This is a genomic window from Dyella sp. (assembly GCF_051954575.1).
GTDB lineage: Bacteria > Pseudomonadota > Gammaproteobacteria > Xanthomonadales > Rhodanobacteraceae > Dyella_B.
Genome location: NZ_JBQCHP010000134.1, coordinates 18,844 through 37,958 on the forward strand (window position 1 = coordinate 18,844; position 19,115 = coordinate 37,958).

Genomic DNA, 19,115 nt, shown 5'->3' on the forward strand with positions numbered 1-19,115 from the left:
AAGGAGTCATGACTCGATGTGCAGTACTCGCCGCGATTTTCTGCGTCAATCCTTGCTGATCCTGCCTCCGATCGCCTTGTCGGCTTCGCTGTTCCCGAGCACCGCATGGGGCGCACAAAGTTCGGGCGGCACGGTGATCAATGTTCGCGACAAGGGCGCCAAGGGCGACGGTGTGCATGACGATACGTCGGCCTTCCAGGCAGCGGTCGATGCGCTGCCGCCGTCCGGCGGCACGGTGACGGTGCCATCCGGCAACTACATCATCGATGCGATGCGCTCGATCAATCTGCGCTCCAACATGCTGCTGCAGTTGGCGCCGGATGCGACGCTCACCGCCATTCCCAACAATTCGCCCCGCTCGCACGTGATCAAGGTCTGGAACGCGAACAATGTGCGTATCACCGGCGGACGCATCGTGGGCGAGCGCAACGAACACAGCGGCGCCGGTGGCGAATGGGGTTACGGCATCAACATCCAGTCATCCAACCACGTGCGCGTGTCGGACATGCATATCTCCGATTGCTGGGGCGACGGCATCTGGATCGGCGCGCTCGGCCCGGATGGCCATGCGACGCCTTCCACGGACGTCACCATCGACCGGGTGGTGTCCACCGACAATCGCCGGCAAGGCCTGTCGATCGGACCGGTGGATGGTGTGGTGATCATGAACTCCACCTTCAGCAACAGCGACGGCACCAAGCCGATGTCGGGCATCGACATCGAGCCACAGGCGCAGGGTCTTGCGCGCAACATCACCATCGACCACTGCATCATCAGCGGCAACCATGGCACCGGCATGGAGATCCACTACAACGTCAGCAACGTCACCATCAAGAACTGCACGTTCCGGAACAACCAGGGTTACGGCCTGCTGACCGTCGACAGCCCCTCCAATCTCACCATCACCGACAACGTCATCACCAACAACGGGCTGGTTGGCCTGGTGATCGCCGGCCAGACCACCCACGTCAAGGCCACTGGCAATACGCTCACCGGCAACAGTGCGCGCTATGCACGGCGTATCGCCAATGCGTTGGCGTCACCCGCCGCGCTGGCGAACGTGCAGAAGCGCGAACTGCGCGTAGATGCCGGCACCAGCGATGTTTCGGTGACGAGCACGAAATTTTCGCAGTAAGCCCTGCGCGGCATGGATCTGGGCGTACGCGCTCGGCGTGCATGAACCATGCCCGACCATGACACAGGCACGCGTCGGGATGCCATCCAAATATACGTTCGAAGGACACGACAGCTTTTATGTTGTCTGCGTCGCACGACGCCTCTGCACCGAATGCCTGCTTTCGCCAGGCTGACGGCAAAGCAGCAATCATCCCTTCGGCAAGCGGATAAATTGAATGAAATACGCCTTCTTCGCCAACACCGATTGGTATCTGTACAACTTTCGCCTGTCGACCGCGTTGCGTCTGCGCCACGACGGACACGAAGTGGTGATGATCTCGCCGCCGGGTTCATTCGGCGAACGTTTTGCCGCACATGGTTGTCGCTGGGTGCCGCTGGACTCGATGGATCGCGCGAGCCTCAACCCCTTCCGCGAGGCGGTCACGCTTTACCAATTGATGCGCGTGCTGCGCCGGGAGCGGCCCGACTTGCTGCACAACTTCACGCTGAAGTGCGCCATCTATGGCGCCATCGCCGCGCGTGCCGCGCACGTTCCCGCCGTGGTCAACGCGGTGGCCGGCATGGGCTATGTGTTCACCAGCGACGCCCGCAAGGCGCGTACGCTGCGTCCACTGGTCAAGGCACTGCTGCATATGGCGCTCGACAACGAGCGTTCCCTGTTGATATTGCAGAATCCCGATGATGCGATCGCCTTCAACACCGCCGGCCTGATCGCGCCGGAGAAGATTCGCGTTATCCGCAGTTCCGGCGTCAATACGGCGCGTTTCCAGCCGCCAAAGCGTTTTCCCAACCGGCATGAACGCCTGCGTGTATTACTGGCGGCACGCTTGCTGCGCGAAAAAGGCATCCAGGAGTTCGTCGACGCGGCGGCGCTACTGCGCGATTGGGGACGCGACGTGGAGTTCATTCTTGCCGGCACGCCCGATCCCGGCAATCCACATTCGGTCACGCAGGACCAGGTGCAGCAATGGGCGCAGGCCGGCCTGGTGCGCTGGCTTGGCCACGTCGACGACATGCCTGCCCTGCTCAAAACAGTGCACGTCATGGCCTTGCCGAGCTACTACCGGGAAGGCGTGCCGAAATCGCTGATCGAGGGCGCCTCCTGCGGCCTTGCGCTGATCACCACCGACATGCCCGGTTGCCGCGAGGTGGTGACGAGCGACGGCTTCGATGGATTGCGCGTGGAACCGCGCAATGCACGCGCATTGGCCGATTGCATCGTCCGGCTGGACGACGATCGCGAACTGCTGTTGCAGCTTGGCCATCATGCACGCCAGAAGGCCTTGCGCGATTTCGACGAGCGGCTAGTGATCCAGCGCACCCTGGACGTGTATGCGGAACTGATCAATCCGCTGGCGGGCACCAGCGGCGCGATTCGTTCGGTGTCCTGATCGGAAGAAAATTCCAAGCCCGAATGGCTGCTCTTTGGCCGCCAACGCTCTGGCACGATCCAATTCCGCTATTCACGCTAAATAGACGTATGGACGTCCATCCGGCGATCGCATGCGCCTAAAAGCCCCGCGCCAGCGCGTAAGCGTACGCAGGTGTGTGTTCATATGTCGTAATTTTGACGACCGTGAACCGGAGCATAATTTCACATTTGATTTTTCACGAGGGAATGACGCACCTTACGCCCGCCGTTGACAAAAAAGAGGCGTATTTCCAGGTGAAAAGTAATTCAGTGCTGAAAGGCGCGAAGGGGAATTCCCACACATACTCGAGCGTATTCACTGTACGTAATTTTAACTTCACATCACGTCGCAAGCTGTTGTCGATCGTTGCCGCCTCGCTGGCGCTTTCGGCGGTTGCTTTGCCGGCTTCCGCAACCAACTGGTGGAACCCCGCGCCACCGCAAACCATCGGATCCACCGTTCTGAACGTGCGCAATTTCGGCGCGACGGGCAACGGTTCCACCAATGACACCGCCGCCATCCAGGCCGCGATCAATGCCCTGCCCTCCAGCGGCGGCACCATTGTCGTGCCGGACGGCACCTATATGATCGATGCGGTCAAGGGCGTGAGCCTGCGTTCGCATACGCGTCTGTCGCTGTCGAGCGGCGCATATCTGAAGGCCATTCCGAACAGCGCGGAGCGCTATAACGTCGTAAAGATCTGGAAGCTCAACAACGTCGAAATCGTCGGCGGCCATATCCTGGGCGAACGCAGCCAGCACCGTGGCACCACGGGCGAATGGGGCTACTGCGTGAACATTGCCGGATCGAGCAATGTGTACCTGCATAACGTCGCGGTCGCCGACAGCTGGGGCGACGGTGTATTGGTGGGTGGCTATGGCTGGGGCAGCGCCCTGGTGATGTCGGACGGCGTGGTGCTGAACGGCGTGAAAGGTACCAATAACCGCCGCCAGGGTTTGACGATTACGCCGGCCTATCGAGTGTATGTCGTCAACAGCAGTTTCACCGGAACCAAGGGCACTGCGCCGCAGGCGGGCATCGATATCGAGCCGCAGACGCAGGGCAAGGTTTCGCAGGTGCGCCTGGAGAACACCACACTATCGAACAACGCCGGCAACGGGCTTGAAGTGCACAACAACGTGAACGGCCTGGCGCTCTATAAGGTGACTGCCAAGAACAACAAGGGCTTCGGCGTGTACACCGGCGGCCCGACCAATGTAACGGTCCAGAGCAGCACGCTGACCGAGAACTACCTGTTCGGCGTGAGCATCTCCGGCACCACCAGCTACGTGAAGATTTTCGACAACACCATCAACTACAACGGTGACGCCTGGTACTACGCCCACGGCGTGTCGATCTACACCGCAGGCTGGTCGCCGCGCGACATCTCGATCGCCGGCACGGCGAAGTACGTTACGCAGTACAACAACGTGGTGTCGCCGTTGCGGAAGTAATCGGCTTTATTGTTGTCATTCCATTGGACCCTCTCCCTTGCGGGAGAGGGTTTTTCTTTTTCGGTCGCCTAAACCAGCTTGCGCGCATGAAACCAGCGCACGCCTCCATACATCGCCAGCAACAGCGACATTTCGCCAGCGACCGTCGCGAACGCCGCACCCATCTCGTGAAAGCGTGGCACCAGCAGCACGTTGAACAGCACCACCACTACCGCGCTCAAACCCATCGCCAGCACGCGGTAGCGCATATGCCGCTCGTTGAGCAAGGCCGAGCTCAAGGCGGTGGACAGAAAACGCACCGGCACGCATATCGCCAGCACGGCAAGCACGTGGATCACGGGGCGGTATTTCTCGCCAAAGATGATCGGTACCACCCATGGCGACACCAGCACCATCGCCAGCCCCACGACAATACCCGAAGCCAGCATCGCGACCGCGCCGTGGCGATAGACTTTCCAGAATTTGTTCTGGTCGTGCACCGCCCAGCGATGCAGTTTGGACAGCAGGAATTTCTGGTACACCGTGGAGGGAATGAGGTAGATCGCCATCATCACGCCGAGCGCGATACCGAAGATGCCGGCCTGCGTGTTGCCGTCGAGGTATTTCAGCAGCACCGTGCTGACCTGGAAAAAGATCGGATACAGCGTGGCCTCCATGCCGTACGCCCAGGCCTGCGACCACAGGCGCGCCACGCTGGGCGATGGGCCTGCCATTGGCTCGCTCGGCCGCGGTCCGTGCCCGTGCAACTGGATACCGCCGTGCATCATCGCCACCAGCCGCGGCAGCGCGAGCGCCGCTACCAGCAGCGAAATCAGGCTGAAGCCGATCGCCACGAAGCGTCCATCCAGGCTTGGAATCAGCAGCAGCACCACCGCCACCAGCATGCGGCTGCCCGGCGTCGTCAATTGCCACAGCGCCAACGCGTAATGCCGTTCTTCCAGGCGCAACTGGCTGCTGATCAGGCTCACCGCCAGCACGCCCAGTACGATCGGCAACAGCAGCAGCAACAACGGCCGTGCGTCCAGCGGTGCGCCGACGAACGACCACATCGCTACCAGGCTCAACGTGAGCACGGTGCTGCCGGTGATGAATCGCAACGAAGGCTTCAGCCAGCGATTGCCCTGCCAACCCTCCACGCCGTAGATCTGCAACCAATACGGCGGCAGACCGAAGCCTGCGAGCGGCGCCACCATCGTGACGGTGGCCAGCGAGGATGCGAACAAGCCGTATTCGGCCGGGCCCAGCTCGCGCGCCAGCAAAGCCTGGGTAAGAAAGGCCATCACCGCGCCCAGCGCGGTAGCGATCCACAACACGGAGATGGCGCCCAATGCGCGGCGCCATCCCTGCGGCAGTCGGCCCAACCATGGAATGTCGGAGGCGGAAGAGTTCACGTCACAGGTTCCGGTGAAAGCCCTTTACTGTCCTGCAAGGTTGCAACGGTTTGCCACGCTGCCTCGCCCCGGTGTTCGCCGGGGGTGACGGATGGAAAACCTCTCCTTGCCTCGCACCTCTCTCGCACGAGAGGTGCGAACCTGCATTGGCGCGCCAAAGGTCGATTAGACCTTGGTCGGCTCGTACGCGTAATAAGCATACGCGTAGTAGCCGGCGGCGCGCTTCTCCACCAGATTGAAGATGGCGCCCTTGATCGGCACGCCGTTCTGATCCAGGCGCTGCTTGGCCAGGGCGATTTCGCGCACCTGGTTGATGCCGAAGCGCACCACCAGCAGGCTGGTACCGACGTGATGGCCGATCACCGCCGCATCAGTCACCGCCAGCACCGGCGGCGTATCGATGATGATCAGGTCGTAGCGTGGGCGCAGCGTCTCCAGCAATGTGTTGAAGTTGGCATGCATCAGCAGCTCCGACGGATTCGGCGGAATCTTGCCGCGCGGAATGAACATCAGCTGGCCGACGCCGTTGACCGGGCGTATCACATCGCTGATCTGCATCTGTCCGGAAATCAATTCGGACAAACCGTTTTCAGGCCGCCCGCCGATCATCCGGTGCAGCAAGCCCTTGCGCATATCCGCATCGATCAGCAGCACGCGCTGGCCGGCCTGCGCCATCACCACGGCAAGGTTTGCCGCCACGAAGCTCTTGCCCGCGCCGGGGCTCGCGCTGGAAATCATCAACACGTTGTTCTTCGTTTCCATGCGCGCGAAGTGCAGGCTGGTGCGCAAGCTGCGCAATGCCTCCGTCGCCATATCGGCCGGCGCATTCAAAGCCAGCAGATGCTGATGGTTGCTGACATGTCGATGGCCCAGGCGCATCGCAGTCGCCTTGCGCTGCGTATCGCTGAGCGGAATGGACACGTAGACCGGCAGGCCCAGACGCTCGATCGCCACCGGATCTTCCACGCCGCGGCTGAGCAACTGACGCACGTAGATGAAAGCCAGCGCCGCCAGGAAGCCAAGCACCGCGCCGCCCGGAATCACCCAGATCGCGCGCGGCCACCACGGCTTGGCCAGGTTCACCGCCGACTGGTCGATGATGCGCACGTTGCCGACCGTGCCGGCACGCGCGATATCCAGTTGCTGCGCCTGGTTGAGGAGGTTGGTGTAGGTCTGGCTGGTGACAGTGACATCACGCGTCAGTTTCAAGAGTTCCTGCTGCGTGTTGGGCAATTGGCCGATCTTGTGTTCCAGCGCACCCTTCTCGGCCTGCAATTGGCCGATCTGCTGTTGCAGCGAGCGGTATTCCGGATGCTCCGGCGTGTAATGGCGCTGCACCTCGGCCATCTGCATCTTCAACTGATCGAGGTTGGTATCGATCGATACATTTTGATCCAACAGCGATTGCGTCTGCATGGATAGATCCACCGAACGCGCCTTGAGCTGGAACGCGTTCAAAGCCTGCGTGGCGCGTTCCAGTTCCTGCTTCACCCGCGGCAACTGCTCGCGCACGAACTGCAGGCTATTGGCCGCTTCGGCCGCGCTGCGGTCGACATTCTGGCGCACGTACAAGTTGGTGACCTGGTCCAGCAGATTGGTGGCGAGAATCGGATCGGCGTTGTTGTAGGTGAGCTGGATGATGCCCGAATCCTTGCCTTCCTCTTCTGCCTGGACTTTCTTTTGCAACGCCGCGATGGTGTCCATATGCGAATGGCGCACGACGCGGAAGCGCGTACCGGGATTGGCCTGTAGCGCGCGCACCTGCAGAGTGACGCCGTTGGCGGACACCGTCTGCCCGACGCGGCCACTGACCAGCACGTTGCCGTCCGGATCCTTCAACACGTAGGCACCATGATCGCCGGCGATCAGCGACAGTTTTTCATCCAGCAGGTCGGCCGGCACGTCGAGCCGGAAGATGTCCAGCTGCGAACCGCCCCAGTCGTAGCGGCTGATGCCGAATACCGGCGAAGCCACTTCGCCCGGATGATCGGCCACGAACTGCCGCGCCAGGAAGGAACCGATAAGCGGCAAGCGCTTCGGATGGGCTTCGATATCCAGCTTGAGATTCTCGACCGCCTGGCCGATCACCTTGCGCGAGGTGAGCAACTGTATTTCAGTCACCGCCTGCGACGTGGAAATGCCAAGGGTTTCGGTGAGATCGCTCATGCCCGGCAAGGTCGGCGCTTTTTGCTCCACCTGCACGGACGCGCTGGCCTGGTAGATCGGCGTAGCCAATATCGAATACAACACGCTGATCAGCAGGAACACGACGGTAATCGACGCGATCAACCATTTATTGTCGAGCAGCGATCCCAGCAATGCACGCAAATCAATATCTTCGTCGCGTGTCGCGAAGGTCTGCTTGGTGGTCATAGGCCGCTCCTCAAGGGATCAGATAGTCACGTTCATAAATAACGAAGCCAGCTTTCGACACCGCGCTCGATCATGCCGTGGACATGTTCGAACATCTGCCGTGACTGGCGATAAGGGTCTGGAACATCATCGGCGTCGTGCCATTTGTCGAGCAGGAATATTTTTCCGCTGGCTTCCGGCGCCATGCGTGATACGGCGGAAAGATGTTCGCGCTCCATCGCAAGCACCAGATCGGCCTGGCGAAGCATGGCGGGGTCGAGCTGGCGCGCGCGATGCTCGGCCGCATCGATGCCGCGTTCTTTCAGGATCTGCATGGCATGGTCATCCATAGGGCGGCCCACCAGTGCTCTAAGACCTGCACTGCTGACATGGATGTCCCGATGCTTCAACTTCTCGCGAAAGATGAATTCCGCCGTGGGACTTCGGCAGATGTTGCCCACGCAGACGATCAGGATGCGTTCGAACACGTATGAAAACACTCCCGCCGCTTGTCAAATCGTACAAACCCATAATCACTGCTCTTTCAGCCGAACATTTCATTGCTTTGCATTTCAACGCTGCTTGCCGTTGCAGCGCGCCCGTCGATCTCCCACGCTCCATGCCCATCATCTAAAAAACGGATGAAGGTATAGCGCTTCCTTTGTCAAAGCCGCATAGATTTTCCAAAACATTTGGCATCACACGACATTCCGTGCACACACGTGACGAAAAAAAGTCGTGTTCGACCACAGTTCATTTACGCGCCGGCGACGACCCCGCGAGCTTAATTAATTAAACAAACGTGGCCGATTCGAGGATTTCCGATTTATATCCAGCACTTTTACGCGCAGTGCTCCATGCCAAAGCGGCACAACATCAAAACATGTGGAGTGCACATGAAAGCATCGTTTGTTCTGGCAGCAGTGTTTACCGTAGCCCTATCCGGATGTGCCGCCCTACCTGGACAGCACATGTCTATGCATGGCCCGGAGAAGGATCATGTCCAGGTGGTGCAAATCACCCCCGAATGGCTGGCAAGCCAGCCCGCGGCAGAAGAAAAAGCCATCCCACCGGAATTATTGAACTACCAGCCTGAGCCGTATCGCATCGGCCCCGGCGATATGCTGTACATCACGGTATGGGATCACCCAGAGCTGACGGCGCCAGCAGGATCGCAACAGCAAACCAGCGCCAACAGCCGTCTGGTGCGCTCGGATGGCACCTTGTTCTATCCCTATGCGGGCACCGTCAAGGCCGCGGGCATGACGGTGGATGAATTGCGTCAGGAGCTTACCAGCCGATTGACGAAGTTCGTGACCAAGCCTCAGGTTGACGTAGCCGTCACAAGCTATGGCAGCCAGCTGATAACGCTTCAGGGTGCTTTCAGCAAGAGCGATCCGCAGCAAGCCACCACCGTTCCGCTCACGCTTTCACAGGCGATCGGCACGGCCGGCATCGATCTTGCGCATGCGGATCTTTCGGACCTGGTGCTGACGCGCGATGGTCGCGACTATCACCTCGACCTGAACACCATGAGCAAGACGGCCGAGCAGCGCATTTATCTCAAGCCCGGCGATCGCTTGTTCCTGACCTACAACGACGCCAAGGAAGTCTATGTGCTCGGCGAAGTCTTGCGCCCGCAGTCATTGTCCTTCAGAACGGATGACATGACGCTCACGCAAGCACTCGGACGCGCTGGCGGACTAAATCCTGTCACGTCGAGCAGCAAGTCGGTGTATGTCATACGCGGCGTGAAAGACCTGGCGCACGAGCCGGCTACGGTTTACCAGCTCAATGCACGTTCCCCGGCATCCTACGCGCTGGCGGACAATTTTCACGTGCGCGCTGGTGATGTGGTGTGGGTGGGACCGGCGGCCATCACGCAATGGAACCGTTTCCTGCAGCAACTGCTTCCGATTGGCAGCCTGGTGACGAGTGCCGCCGTAGCTAACGGCGGAGGTAGCGGTAGCGCCGGTTTTTAAGATTTCAGGTGTGTTTCTTGCTCGATGGGCGCCTTCGGAGCGGCGCCCTTTTTTTGTGCCTATGGTTTTTGCTTACTGGCCTGAACGAAGCCGCGCGATTTCCGCATAGGCCTCATCCAATTCATGCCGCAACGCTTGATTGCTTTCCAGCAATTGCTTGATTTCCTGGCACTGCGCGATCACCGACTGCAGCACATCGCACTTCACCGTCACATGGCGAGCGCGATAGGCCCGCATGCGTTCGGCCGCCGATTTTGCGTTGCCGCTGGGCGGACGTCCGCGCCGTCGCCTGAAAGACATGTCAATGGTTCCTGGGTCGCGTGGGTCGACCATGGGCGCTTTCTCCGCGGTTTTGGCGGCCCGAATTTATCGTAACGTTACGACAAAATCAACAAAAATGCGCGATGCGATGCGCGCGTTGGACGCACTCGCGCATGCGTTTGTTATCACTGCTCGCCATACCGACAGTCGCATCGTTCATCGATCCAAACGTTTCCTTTTGCAAAGCAGCAAAGTATTTATATAGGCAGCTTTCCGTCGGTGCGCCGTCGCACCGGGGACGCGAAAGCAGCGGAAAATCCGCGCGCCTTAACCCATTTTCATCCCGACAAGCCGCCTGCGAAGCCACCCCACTTCGCGCGCATGACGGCCGCTTGTTCGCGATGCGACAACGAGAGTCCCCAGCATGAAAAACACCTTCGCGTTCCCGTTCCGAACACTCGCCGCGGCCGTCGCGGCAAGCCTTGCTTTGGCCAGCACGCCCTCCTTCGCGCAATCGACCACCGGCAGCATCTTCGGCCAGGTGCCTGCCGCCAGCGGCGAGAGCGTGCAGATCAGGAGCAGCACCGGTATTTCGCGCACGGTGCCGGTCGATAGCCGTGGGCGCTACGTCGCACCGGAATTGCCGCTGGGCGTGTATGCGGTATCGCTGCTGCGCAACGGTACGGTGATCGACTCGCGCGACAACGTGAACCTGCGCGTTGGCACAGGCACCGAGATTTCCTTCACCGAAGTGGCGGCCAAAAATCTCGGCACAGTATCCGTAACGGCCAGTTCAGTGCCGCCGATCGACGTGACCAGTACCGACTCGCGCACGGTGATCACGTCCAAAGAACTGGCGCAGTTGCCGCTCTTGCGTTCGGCTGAGGCGATCGCCCTGCTCGCGCCGGGCGTGGTGAACAACAGCGGTGGCTATAGCGGCCCTACCGGTCAGTCGTTGGTGAGTTTCGGCGGTTCCGCGGCGAGCGAGAACGCGTATTACATCAACGGTTTCAACGTCACCGAAACGCAGCGCGGACTGGGCGGGCTAACCCTGCCCTATGGCGCCATCGAGCAGCAGGAAATCTACACCGGCGGCTACAGCGCGCAATTCGGGCGCTCGGATGGCGGCGTGATCAATATGGTGGGCAAGCGCGGCAGCAACGACTGGCACTTCGGCGCGCAAGCGTTGTGGGAACCGGACTTTGCACGCGCCAACGAAACCAACACCTATTACACCAACGGCCTTCCGACATCGCCGGTGGCGGGCAATCTTTACGATCCCAAAGCCAAGAACCAGCAGTGGACACGCACCTACGATGCCTACGTGGGCGGCCCCTTGATCAAGGACAAGCTGTTCCTGTTCCTTGCCGCCGAGGCGACCACGCAGAACGGCACCACCGTCAATGAAGTTTCCAATGCTCAGCCCTACGTGCGCTACCACTACACCTTGCCGAAGTGGTACGGCAAGCTGGATTGGAACATTACCGACAGCAACATTCTGGAGATCACCGGAGCGTCGAACCGCAAGCAGACCCAGGGTTCCATCTACAGCTACGACTACAACACGCTACAACCGGACCGGTTCATCAACTATGCCGACCGCGTCAAGACCGGCGGCGATCTCTATATCGGCAAGTTCACCAGCTACATCACCGACAGCCTTACCTTGACCGCCACTTACGGCAAGATGCGGCTGGACAACTACGACGTACCCGGCGGCTACGACGGCAGCCTTACTTATCTTGCCAATATCCAGAACCAGAACCCGGCCTTGAACGGCGGCGCACCGATCGGCAACAGCCAGGTGACGCGCTCGCTCTACAATCCCCATCGCCGCAACGAAGGCGACAACCTGCGCGTCGACCTCACCTACCAGTTGGGACAGCACTCGATTTCGCTCGGCATCGACAATCAGAACGCGCGCGCGATCGACCAGGGTAGCCAGACTTCCGGACCGGGCTATTACTGGGACTACGAATACACCACTACACCGACGGTGGCGCTGATTCCCGGCCTTGGCGTGGGTGCGCCGGCGAACTACCCCAACGGCGCCTCGGGCTACTACGCCATCCAGCACGTCAACAACTCGATTGCCAGCGTGCGTTCCGCGCAGCGTGCGCAGTACATCGAGGACAAATGGCAGGTAAGCGATCGCTGGCTGGTGTCGCTGGGTTTGCGCAACGACCAGTTCATCGACTACAACGCCAATGGGCAAGCCTATATCCGCCAGACCCGGCCGCAGTGGGCGCCACGGCTCGGCTTCAGTTGGGACGTGTTTGGCGACGCCAGCCTGAAGGTGTATGGAAACGTGGGTCGCTACTATTTGGGCATGCCGCTCAATCCCGCGTTGAATGCGGCCGGCGCGTACGTTTCCACGCAGCAGTATTTCACCTACGGTGGCATCGCCGCGGACGGCACACCGACTGGACTTACGGCGTTCTCCAATGCGGTATCGGCCAACAATACCTACGGCATCCTGCCCGATCCGAAGACGGTAACGGCATCGAACCTGAAATCCGAATACCAGGATGAATTCATCCTCGGCTTCGCCAAGGCGATCGACAACCGCTGGGTGTATGGCGCCAAGCTGACGCGGCGCATCCTGCGCAACGTGATCGACGACTACTGCGACGTGCAGGCGATCGAAAACAAGGCTGCTTCGCTCGGCTATACCGTCAACGCCACCAACAGTTGCTACCTGATCAACCCGGGACGCGAAAACGTCTTCACGGTGATCGACGCTGGCGGCAGCTACCGCAGCGTGCCGTTGACCAATGCGGAAATGGGCTTCCCACAGATGAAGCGCAAGTACTACGCACTAGAGACCTTCCTGGAACACCCGTTCGACGGCAAGTGGTACGGCAAGGTCGATTACGTGTTTTCTCGCAGCTATGGCGACACCGAAGGACAGCTGCGTTCGGACATCCAGCAGACGGCCGCATCGACCAGCATCGACTGGGATTTCCCTGAACTGATGTCATACAGCAATGGTGCACAAAGCAACGATCACACGCATCAGTTCAAGCTGTTCGGCTATTACCAGATCAACCCGCAATGGCTGGTGTCGGGCAGCGTGCAACTCGTCTCGGGCAGTCCGCGTAACTGCCTGGGCTACTACGGCCCAAACCAGACCGACCCGGACGGCTACGGCAGCTTCTATCACTGGTGCGGCGGCCAGCCCTCGCCGCCTGGCACGTATCGCTTGCCCTGGTACAAGCAGGTGGACGTGGGGTTGACCTATCTGCCCTCGGCCGCGGCGGGCAAGCTGGCGTTGTCGTTGAACGTGTTCAATCTGTTCAACTCGCAGGCTGTCCTGAATGCGTATCCGTATTATCAGATTTCGCCTGGTACGCCTGATCCGCTGTATGGATCGGCAGTGAACCGGCAGGCACCGCGGTATGTGCGATTGTCGGCGACGTACGATTATTGATGCGCAAGTTGAGCCTGCCGCATGACCGTTCCCTCCCCTGCTTGCAGGGGAGGGTCACCATTTCGCCGCCGGAGTTTTCAGGGTGGGGTGCGAGCGAAGCGAGCGGCGGAGACCACACGTCATCGCAAGCCTCATCGTGCGGGATTCGTCCGCACGCTAAAGCACAAGCAACCCCACCCCAGCCCTCCCCTACTACGCAGGGGAGGGAGGGCATCTCGGGAGATGCGGCCTTAGTCGATCTTCCAATCCAACGACAGGAAAACTTCACGCCCGACATAACCCGCGCCCTGGTTCGTCGCAATGTATTCAAAGCCGCCCGCGTAATACGGAATGACGCCGACCTTGTCGAAGATATTGGCGATGTTCAATCCTACCTTTAGCTTGTCGTTGATGGCATACGAGGCGGCGGTGCTGAAGATCACCCAGTTCGGATAGTGGCCTTTGTAGATCACGCAATCGGTATCGCCCAAGCCCGGTTGGATGCCGTTGGGCAGCACTGTGCAACCGCCATAGTTCGGTGCGCGCACGCCGCCGGTGCGTTCGCCGTGCAAGGTGAAGTCCCAGGCATTGATATGCCAATTCGCATTGAAGACCGTCTTGGTGGCCGGGTAGTTGTAACGGGTATTGAGCAGCGGGTCGGTTGGCAGGTCGCGTTCCTGGTACGACAGGTTATTGGTGTAGTTGAGGTCGAACTTGAAGCTGCCCCAGTGGGAGGTGTTGTATTTGTAGGTGAGCGTGCTGTCGACGCCACTGACATACAGCGACGCCACGTTGATGGGTCCGGTGCGCAGACCAATGATATTGCCGCTCGCGTCGCGCGTTACGTTATGGATTGCCTGCTGGCAATACGCCGATCCCATCGCATGCGCGACATACGGCGCACCGTTGACCTGCAAGCCCGTGCGGCAGCCGGCTTCGTCATCCAGCGCCGTGCCCTGCCCGATCCACTTGATCGCATTGTTGATGCCCATCTTCCAGTAGTCGGCGGATACCGAAAGGCCATCGATACCGGGCACGTCCCACACGAAGCCGTAGGTCCAGGAATGGCCGGTTTCGGGTAACAGGTCGCGGCTGCCGGTCTGGTATTGCGGAAAGTAGGTGGAATGCTGATACGCCTGGCATGTGCGATCGCCGGTCTGGATACACAGCAGCGGATCGGCGTAGAAGCCCACGGTCTGCTGTGAATTGGCCAGGTAAATGGCCTGCATGTCCGGCGCGTGGAAGTTGGTGCCGTAAGTGCCGCGCAATAGCAGGCCGTCGATGGGACGCCACTCAAGGCCGATACCATAGGTCTTGGCGATGTTGGCTACGCTGTGGTCCTGGTATTTGTCGAGGCGGCCGGAGACCGTCCAGGTGAGCGAATCGAGCAGCGGCACGCGGAATTCGGTGGCCGCGGAGTAACGCGTGCGCGTGCCGCCGCCGGTGATGTAGTTCTGGAAAGGATTGCTGAATTGAAGCGTATTGCCGCGCGGGTCCGGTGCGAGGTGGAAGCCCTGATGATTCATTTCCAGCACGCCGGCGAAACCCACCGACTGGCCATTGCCCATCTCGAACAAATCGCCATTGAGGTTGAACACAGCCTGGTTCATCCAGGTATAGGCGCTGTCCTCGCCGTTCACGCCAAAGGTGGCGTATTGCGACGGCGTGATCGGATTCCAGAATCGCTCCGTATTGAGTGCGTACACCGGCATGCTGACGCCGTTGATCGTGGTGTCGCCGAGCTGCGGGCCGAAGAAGAAATCGAACATGCCCTGCTGGTTAAGGCCGGTGTAGTACTGGTGCACGATGTATTTGGAAGAGCCGACGTTGACATCCCAGTTGAAGCGATCGTCGAAGATCCGCCCGCGCAAACCAGCGTGGATATCCCAATTCTTTTCGCGGGTATGCGTGTTGCCGTAGCTGCCGAGTTCCTGCGGCGTGAGCTGCCGGCTGTAATTGCCGATCACCTGCCCGGTTGTCTGGTCGTAGAACACGGAGTTGCCGGAGCCGGGAAGCCCGGCGATCGGCCCCAGGCCAGGCAATTGGGTGTTCGTGGTCCCTGTATTGGTGAACAAGCCCACCGAGCCGTACGCCTGCAGCTTGTCGGTGAGCTGGTAATCGCCCGCTACGTAGAAATTGTCGGCGCGCAGGCCCGGCGACAACACCCAGTTGCCGTAGTCGGCGTTCAGCTGGCAGTAGTAGCCGCCATCCATGACGCCAGGCAGCACCTGGTTGCCGCTCGTGGCGACAGTCTGCTTGTGATACAGGCTGAAGTTGTTGCCGAATCGACCGCAGGCGCCCACAGGCGGCGCGATGTATGGACCTTTACCGCCATCGACCTGCTTGTTGGCGCCATTGACCAGCGCAAGACCCGTGCCATTGCCGAAACCGAACAGGCGCTGGCTAGGGTTCCACGCGCCGTAGCCGGCATCCGACTGCGCATCGGTGTACGGGCGGTCACGCCCCCACAGCGGCGAGCGATTGGTGTGCTCATAGGTATACAACAGATGCCATTTCTCGCCCGAACGTCCGCCGGTGTAAAGAAAATCCCCATAGGCACGACCGCCGCGCGTGGCGCCGCCGCCGGTGAGCTTGATATTGTCGCCCTGGTAGGTCTTCTTGAGGATCACGTTGATCACGCCGGCCACGGCATCCGAGCCGTAGATGGACGAAGCGCCCGATCCGAGCACTTCGATGTGATCGACCATGCCGACCGAAATATTGTTGTAGTTCTGAAAGGTGCTCTGGCCGAAGGTGCCGGGCACCGGGTAATCGGTAACGCGATAGCCGTTGATCAACAGCAGCGTGTGATCGGCACCGAGATTGCGCAGGTTGATGGAGCGCGCATTGGCGGCGTTGTTGCCCCAGGTGGAAATGCCGTTACCGAATTCCGGTGTGGATACCTGCGGCATGGAGCCGAGGAATTCGTACAGCGTGGTGTAACCCTGCGCCTTGATCTGCTCGCCGGTGATCACCGACACCGGCGCGTCACCTTCGATTTCCGAGCGGGGAATGCGCGAGCCGGTCACCGTCACTTTTTCCAGGGTCTTGGGGCTGGACGAGGTTTCCTGTTCGCCGGACGACGCGGCCGATACTTGCGCAAGAGCGCACGGCGCGGCCAGCGCCAATGCCAAGGAACCAGCGAGCACGCGACGGCGTACATAAAAAATAGTCATGTTTTTCCCCTCAAAGAAAGATTGAGCCGTAGCGATATCTTCTTTGAGGTTGATCTACCTGACCTATGCGTCAGCGCCTTGCGGATATGAAGGCGATGGGAGCGATGCTTCGTAGGCTGGATGACAATCCCAACATCGCCATGTACGCACGCATTGCAATGCTGGGATTGTCATTCCAGCCTTCGTTAGTGGATCACTAACTCGTCGACGAACAGCCAGATGTCTTTCGCACCGTTGGAAAAATCGGCCGGCACGGTTTTGCACTGTGTCCCCTGGATGCGGACATAACGCGCGGTCACCGGCTTATCCGAATGAAAACGGAAAACATGATGGCGTCCAGCGGAAGCGAAATCGACGCTGACAGTATCGTTGTACAGCGAGGTCCAATGCTGGCCATCGGACGACACGGCATAAGTCACCTGTTCCGGTAGGAGGATGCGCGATGCGGGCTCGAACAGGAAGGCCACTTCGATGCTGTGGATCGCCGTTTCCTTCTGCAGATCGATAGTGGCGTCGAGGTCTTCGTCGTGCCAGGCCGCCCAGCGGCCATCATGAAAATCGCTGCCGCCCATCACGCCATCGATCAGTACGTCACCAGGCGCGTAGTCCTTCGAGGGTGAATGGCTGAAGCTGATGGCATGGTCTGATGCGAGATTGTCGACCAGCGTGAAACGCACGGCGTTGTCGTAACGCAGTCCCTTGCGGAAAGGCACCACTTGGATAGTACCCGCCTTTGCTATGCCCACTTCCGTATCGAACGACGGTGAGTGTACCGTAGGCTCGGCGCCACTGACCGTGTAATGGCTTTTCAGATCGTCGAAGCCGCGCTTGGCATGCAATTGCCATCCCTTGCCCGAAGCATCGTGGGTGACGGTGTAGGTCACCACCGGTTTGTCTTCCGGACCGTAGGCCACTTTCTGCGCATCGAGCCAATGGTAGTGCGCTTGCAGGCGATGCTCGAAATCCGCATACGCCGCATCGTCATGTGTGCCGGTCCAAAGATTTTCCGCCAAGGCCAGCAGGCGCGGATACATCTTCGATTCGGCATTGAAGGGATTGGCGCGCTCGCTCCACAGCGGCGCCTCACCGCCCAGGATTTGCGCGCGATGTTGATGGAACACCGCCTCGTCTTCCGGCGCCGCGGAATCGGACGTGCGGCCAGTAATATCGGTACCGTAGATCTTCTTCACCGTAAGCACATCCAGCGGTGCATCGAGATAGAACGGTCCGGCCACGATGACGCGATTGCCATTGGCCAATGCCTTGCGCGCTTCGTCGTCGCCACGCCAGATCTCAATGATGGCATGTTTGTCCGCACCGCCTTCGAGTATCTCGTCCCAGCCGATCAGGGTCTTGCCCTTCTCGGCAACATAGCTCTGCATGCGTTTGATGAAATAGCTTTGCAGGCCTTCCTCGTCTTTGAGACCTTGCTCGCGCATCAGCGCCTGGCAGGCGTCACACGCTTTCCAGCGATCCTTCGGCGTTTCATCGCCGCCGATGTGCACGTAGGGTGACGGAAACAAGGCCATCGTCTCGTCCAGCACATGCTGCAGGAAGGTGAAAGTGTTCGGGTTGCCGACGCAATAGATGTCCTTGAACACACCCCAGGTGATCGGCACGCTCATCGGCTGCTGGGTGCAGGAAAATTCCGGATACGACGCCAGCGCAGCCACGCTGTGGCCGGGCATCTCGATTTCCGGGATGACGGTGATGTTGCGCGCCCGCGCGTACTCCACCACTTCGCGGATCTCGTTTTGCGTGTAATAGCCGCCGTAGCGACTGCCATCGGCCTCGGTGCGCCACGCGCCCACTTCCGTGAGTTTCGGATAACGATGAATCTGGATGCGCCAACCCTGGTCTTCGGTCAGATGCCAGTGGAAGGTGTTGATCTTGTAGTAGCTCAAAAGGTCGAGCTGCTTCTTGATAAAGGACACGGGATAGAAATGACGCCCCACGTCGAGCATGAAACCGCGATAGCCGAACGCCGGCGCGTCCTCGATATGCACAGCGGGAACCTGCACCGCTGAAGCGCGTTGCAGCGGCAACAGCTGGCGCAGCGTCTGCACGCCCCAGAACAAGCCCTTGTCGCTCGAAGCCTGGATGATCACGCCACGCGGCGTCACCACCAGCCGATAAGCTTCTTCGCCTTTCACGGTGGGGTCGATGGCCAGCTCGATGCCATGCGCGTGCGGACTGCGCGACAGCTCGATGCCGGTCTGCGCATGAATCGCCTGGCGCAGGAAGAAGGCGATCTCCGCGGCGCGCGCCCCTTCCGGCGCGTCGATGCCGGTCTTCGCATCGAGCTGATAACTCCCCTCCCCTGTCTCTATCTGCTGCGGTTTCGGAATGATGGTGATCTCCGCAACCGCCTGCGTGCTCGCGAGGACGATGGACAGACCAAGGCACCAGGCCAGGAGAGGTTTCAGCATCGGTGGACTCCTAACAACTTGTGACGTGCCGGCACAGACGTGCAATAGCCGAGAACACTTGCATCTAGGAACGTCATTCCCGCGAAAGCGGGAATCCGTTTTCAGATGGTGC

The 19,115-nt window shown here is 60.0% G+C and carries 11 protein-coding genes; 5 read left to right on the forward strand and 6 right to left on the reverse strand.

From position 1 onward, the window contains the following. Positions 1-16: 16 nt before the first annotated feature. The 3 genes from ACTHNE_RS17150 (at position 17) to ACTHNE_RS17160 (ending at position 4,003) form a co-directional block, all read left to right on the forward strand. Entirely contained in the window at positions 17-1,135 is a 1,119-nt protein-coding gene (locus tag ACTHNE_RS17150) for a right-handed parallel beta-helix repeat-containing protein (protein ID WP_440269875.1), read from the forward strand. 217 nt (positions 1,136-1,352) lie between these two features. After that, entirely contained in the window at positions 1,353-2,528 is a 1,176-nt protein-coding gene (locus ACTHNE_RS17155; protein WP_324937652.1) for a glycosyltransferase family 4 protein, read from the forward strand. 377 nt (positions 2,529-2,905) lie between these two features. Then, on the forward strand, positions 2,906-4,003 hold the full coding sequence (locus tag ACTHNE_RS17160) for a right-handed parallel beta-helix repeat-containing protein (protein WP_440269876.1): 1,098 nt from the start codon (positions 2,906-2,908) through the stop codon (positions 4,001-4,003). A gap of 68 nt (positions 4,004-4,071) precedes the next feature. Here the strand turns inward: ACTHNE_RS17160 and ACTHNE_RS17165 are convergent, their stop codons facing one another. From ACTHNE_RS17165 to ACTHNE_RS17175, 3 genes are all read right to left on the reverse strand, one after another. Beyond that, a complete protein-coding gene (locus ACTHNE_RS17165; RefSeq protein ID WP_324937646.1) occupies positions 4,072-5,394 on the reverse strand; it encodes an oligosaccharide flippase family protein in 1,323 nt (440 codons plus the stop codon). A gap of 165 nt (positions 5,395-5,559) precedes the next feature. Next, entirely contained in the window at positions 5,560-7,767 is a 2,208-nt protein-coding gene (locus tag ACTHNE_RS17170) for a polysaccharide biosynthesis tyrosine autokinase (protein ID WP_324942289.1), read from the reverse strand. Positions 7,768-7,799: 32 nt separating this feature from the next. Next, a complete protein-coding gene (locus ACTHNE_RS17175) occupies positions 7,800-8,234 on the reverse strand; it encodes a low molecular weight protein-tyrosine-phosphatase (RefSeq protein ID WP_324942285.1) in 435 nt (144 codons plus the stop codon). 369 nt (positions 8,235-8,603) lie between these two features. Between ACTHNE_RS17175 and ACTHNE_RS17180 the strand changes: the two genes are divergently transcribed. Next, a complete protein-coding gene (locus tag ACTHNE_RS17180) occupies positions 8,604-9,728 on the forward strand; it encodes a polysaccharide biosynthesis/export family protein (RefSeq protein ID WP_440269877.1) in 1,125 nt (374 codons plus the stop codon). 72 nt (positions 9,729-9,800) lie between these two features. Here ACTHNE_RS17180 and ACTHNE_RS17185 read toward each other — a convergent pair whose 3' ends face one another. Then, a complete protein-coding gene (locus tag ACTHNE_RS17185) occupies positions 9,801-10,028 on the reverse strand; it encodes a hypothetical protein (RefSeq protein ID WP_440269878.1) in 228 nt (75 codons plus the stop codon). Positions 10,029-10,413: 385 nt separating this feature from the next. Here ACTHNE_RS17185 and ACTHNE_RS17190 point away from each other — a divergent pair, with 385 nt between their 5' ends. Beyond that, entirely contained in the window at positions 10,414-13,419 is a 3,006-nt protein-coding gene (locus ACTHNE_RS17190) for a TonB-dependent receptor (protein WP_440269879.1), read from the forward strand. 230 nt (positions 13,420-13,649) lie between these two features. Here the strand turns inward: ACTHNE_RS17190 and ACTHNE_RS17195 are convergent, their stop codons facing one another. Together ACTHNE_RS17195 and ACTHNE_RS17200 are read right to left on the reverse strand one after the other, a co-directional pair. Further along, a complete protein-coding gene (locus ACTHNE_RS17195; RefSeq protein ID WP_440269880.1) occupies positions 13,650-16,574 on the reverse strand; it encodes a TonB-dependent receptor domain-containing protein in 2,925 nt (974 codons plus the stop codon). A 185-nt stretch (positions 16,575-16,759) separates the two neighbouring features. Then, positions 16,760-19,003: a glycoside hydrolase family 20 protein gene (locus tag ACTHNE_RS17200; RefSeq protein ID WP_440269881.1), complete on the reverse strand. Its 2,244-nt coding sequence runs from the start codon at positions 19,001-19,003 to the stop codon at positions 16,760-16,762. Positions 19,004-19,115 lie beyond the last annotated feature (112 nt).

Excerpts from the sequence above, each read along its gene's own strand:
- ACTHNE_RS17150 (WP_440269875.1), top strand. The coding sequence starts at position 17 with ATGTGCAGTACTCGCCGCGATTTTCTGCGTCAATCCTTGCTGATCCTG.
- ACTHNE_RS17155 (WP_324937652.1), top strand. The coding sequence starts at position 1,353 with ATGAAATACGCCTTCTTCGCCAACACCGATTGGTATCTGTACAACTTT.
- ACTHNE_RS17170 (WP_324942289.1), bottom strand. The coding sequence starts at position 7,767 with ATGACCACCAAGCAGACCTTCGCGACACGCGACGAAGATATTGATTTG.
- ACTHNE_RS17180 (WP_440269877.1), top strand. The coding sequence starts at position 8,604 with ATGCCAAAGCGGCACAACATCAAAACATGTGGAGTGCACATGAAAGCA.
- ACTHNE_RS17185 (WP_440269878.1), bottom strand. The coding sequence starts at position 10,028 with ATGTCTTTCAGGCGACGGCGCGGACGTCCGCCCAGCGGCAACGCAAAA.
- ACTHNE_RS17190 (WP_440269879.1), top strand. The coding sequence starts at position 10,414 with ATGAAAAACACCTTCGCGTTCCCGTTCCGAACACTCGCCGCGGCCGTC.
- ACTHNE_RS17195 (WP_440269880.1), bottom strand. The coding sequence starts at position 16,574 with ATGACTATTTTTTATGTACGCCGTCGCGTGCTCGCTGGTTCCTTGGCA.
- ACTHNE_RS17200 (WP_440269881.1), bottom strand. The coding sequence starts at position 19,003 with ATGCTGAAACCTCTCCTGGCCTGGTGCCTTGGTCTGTCCATCGTCCTC.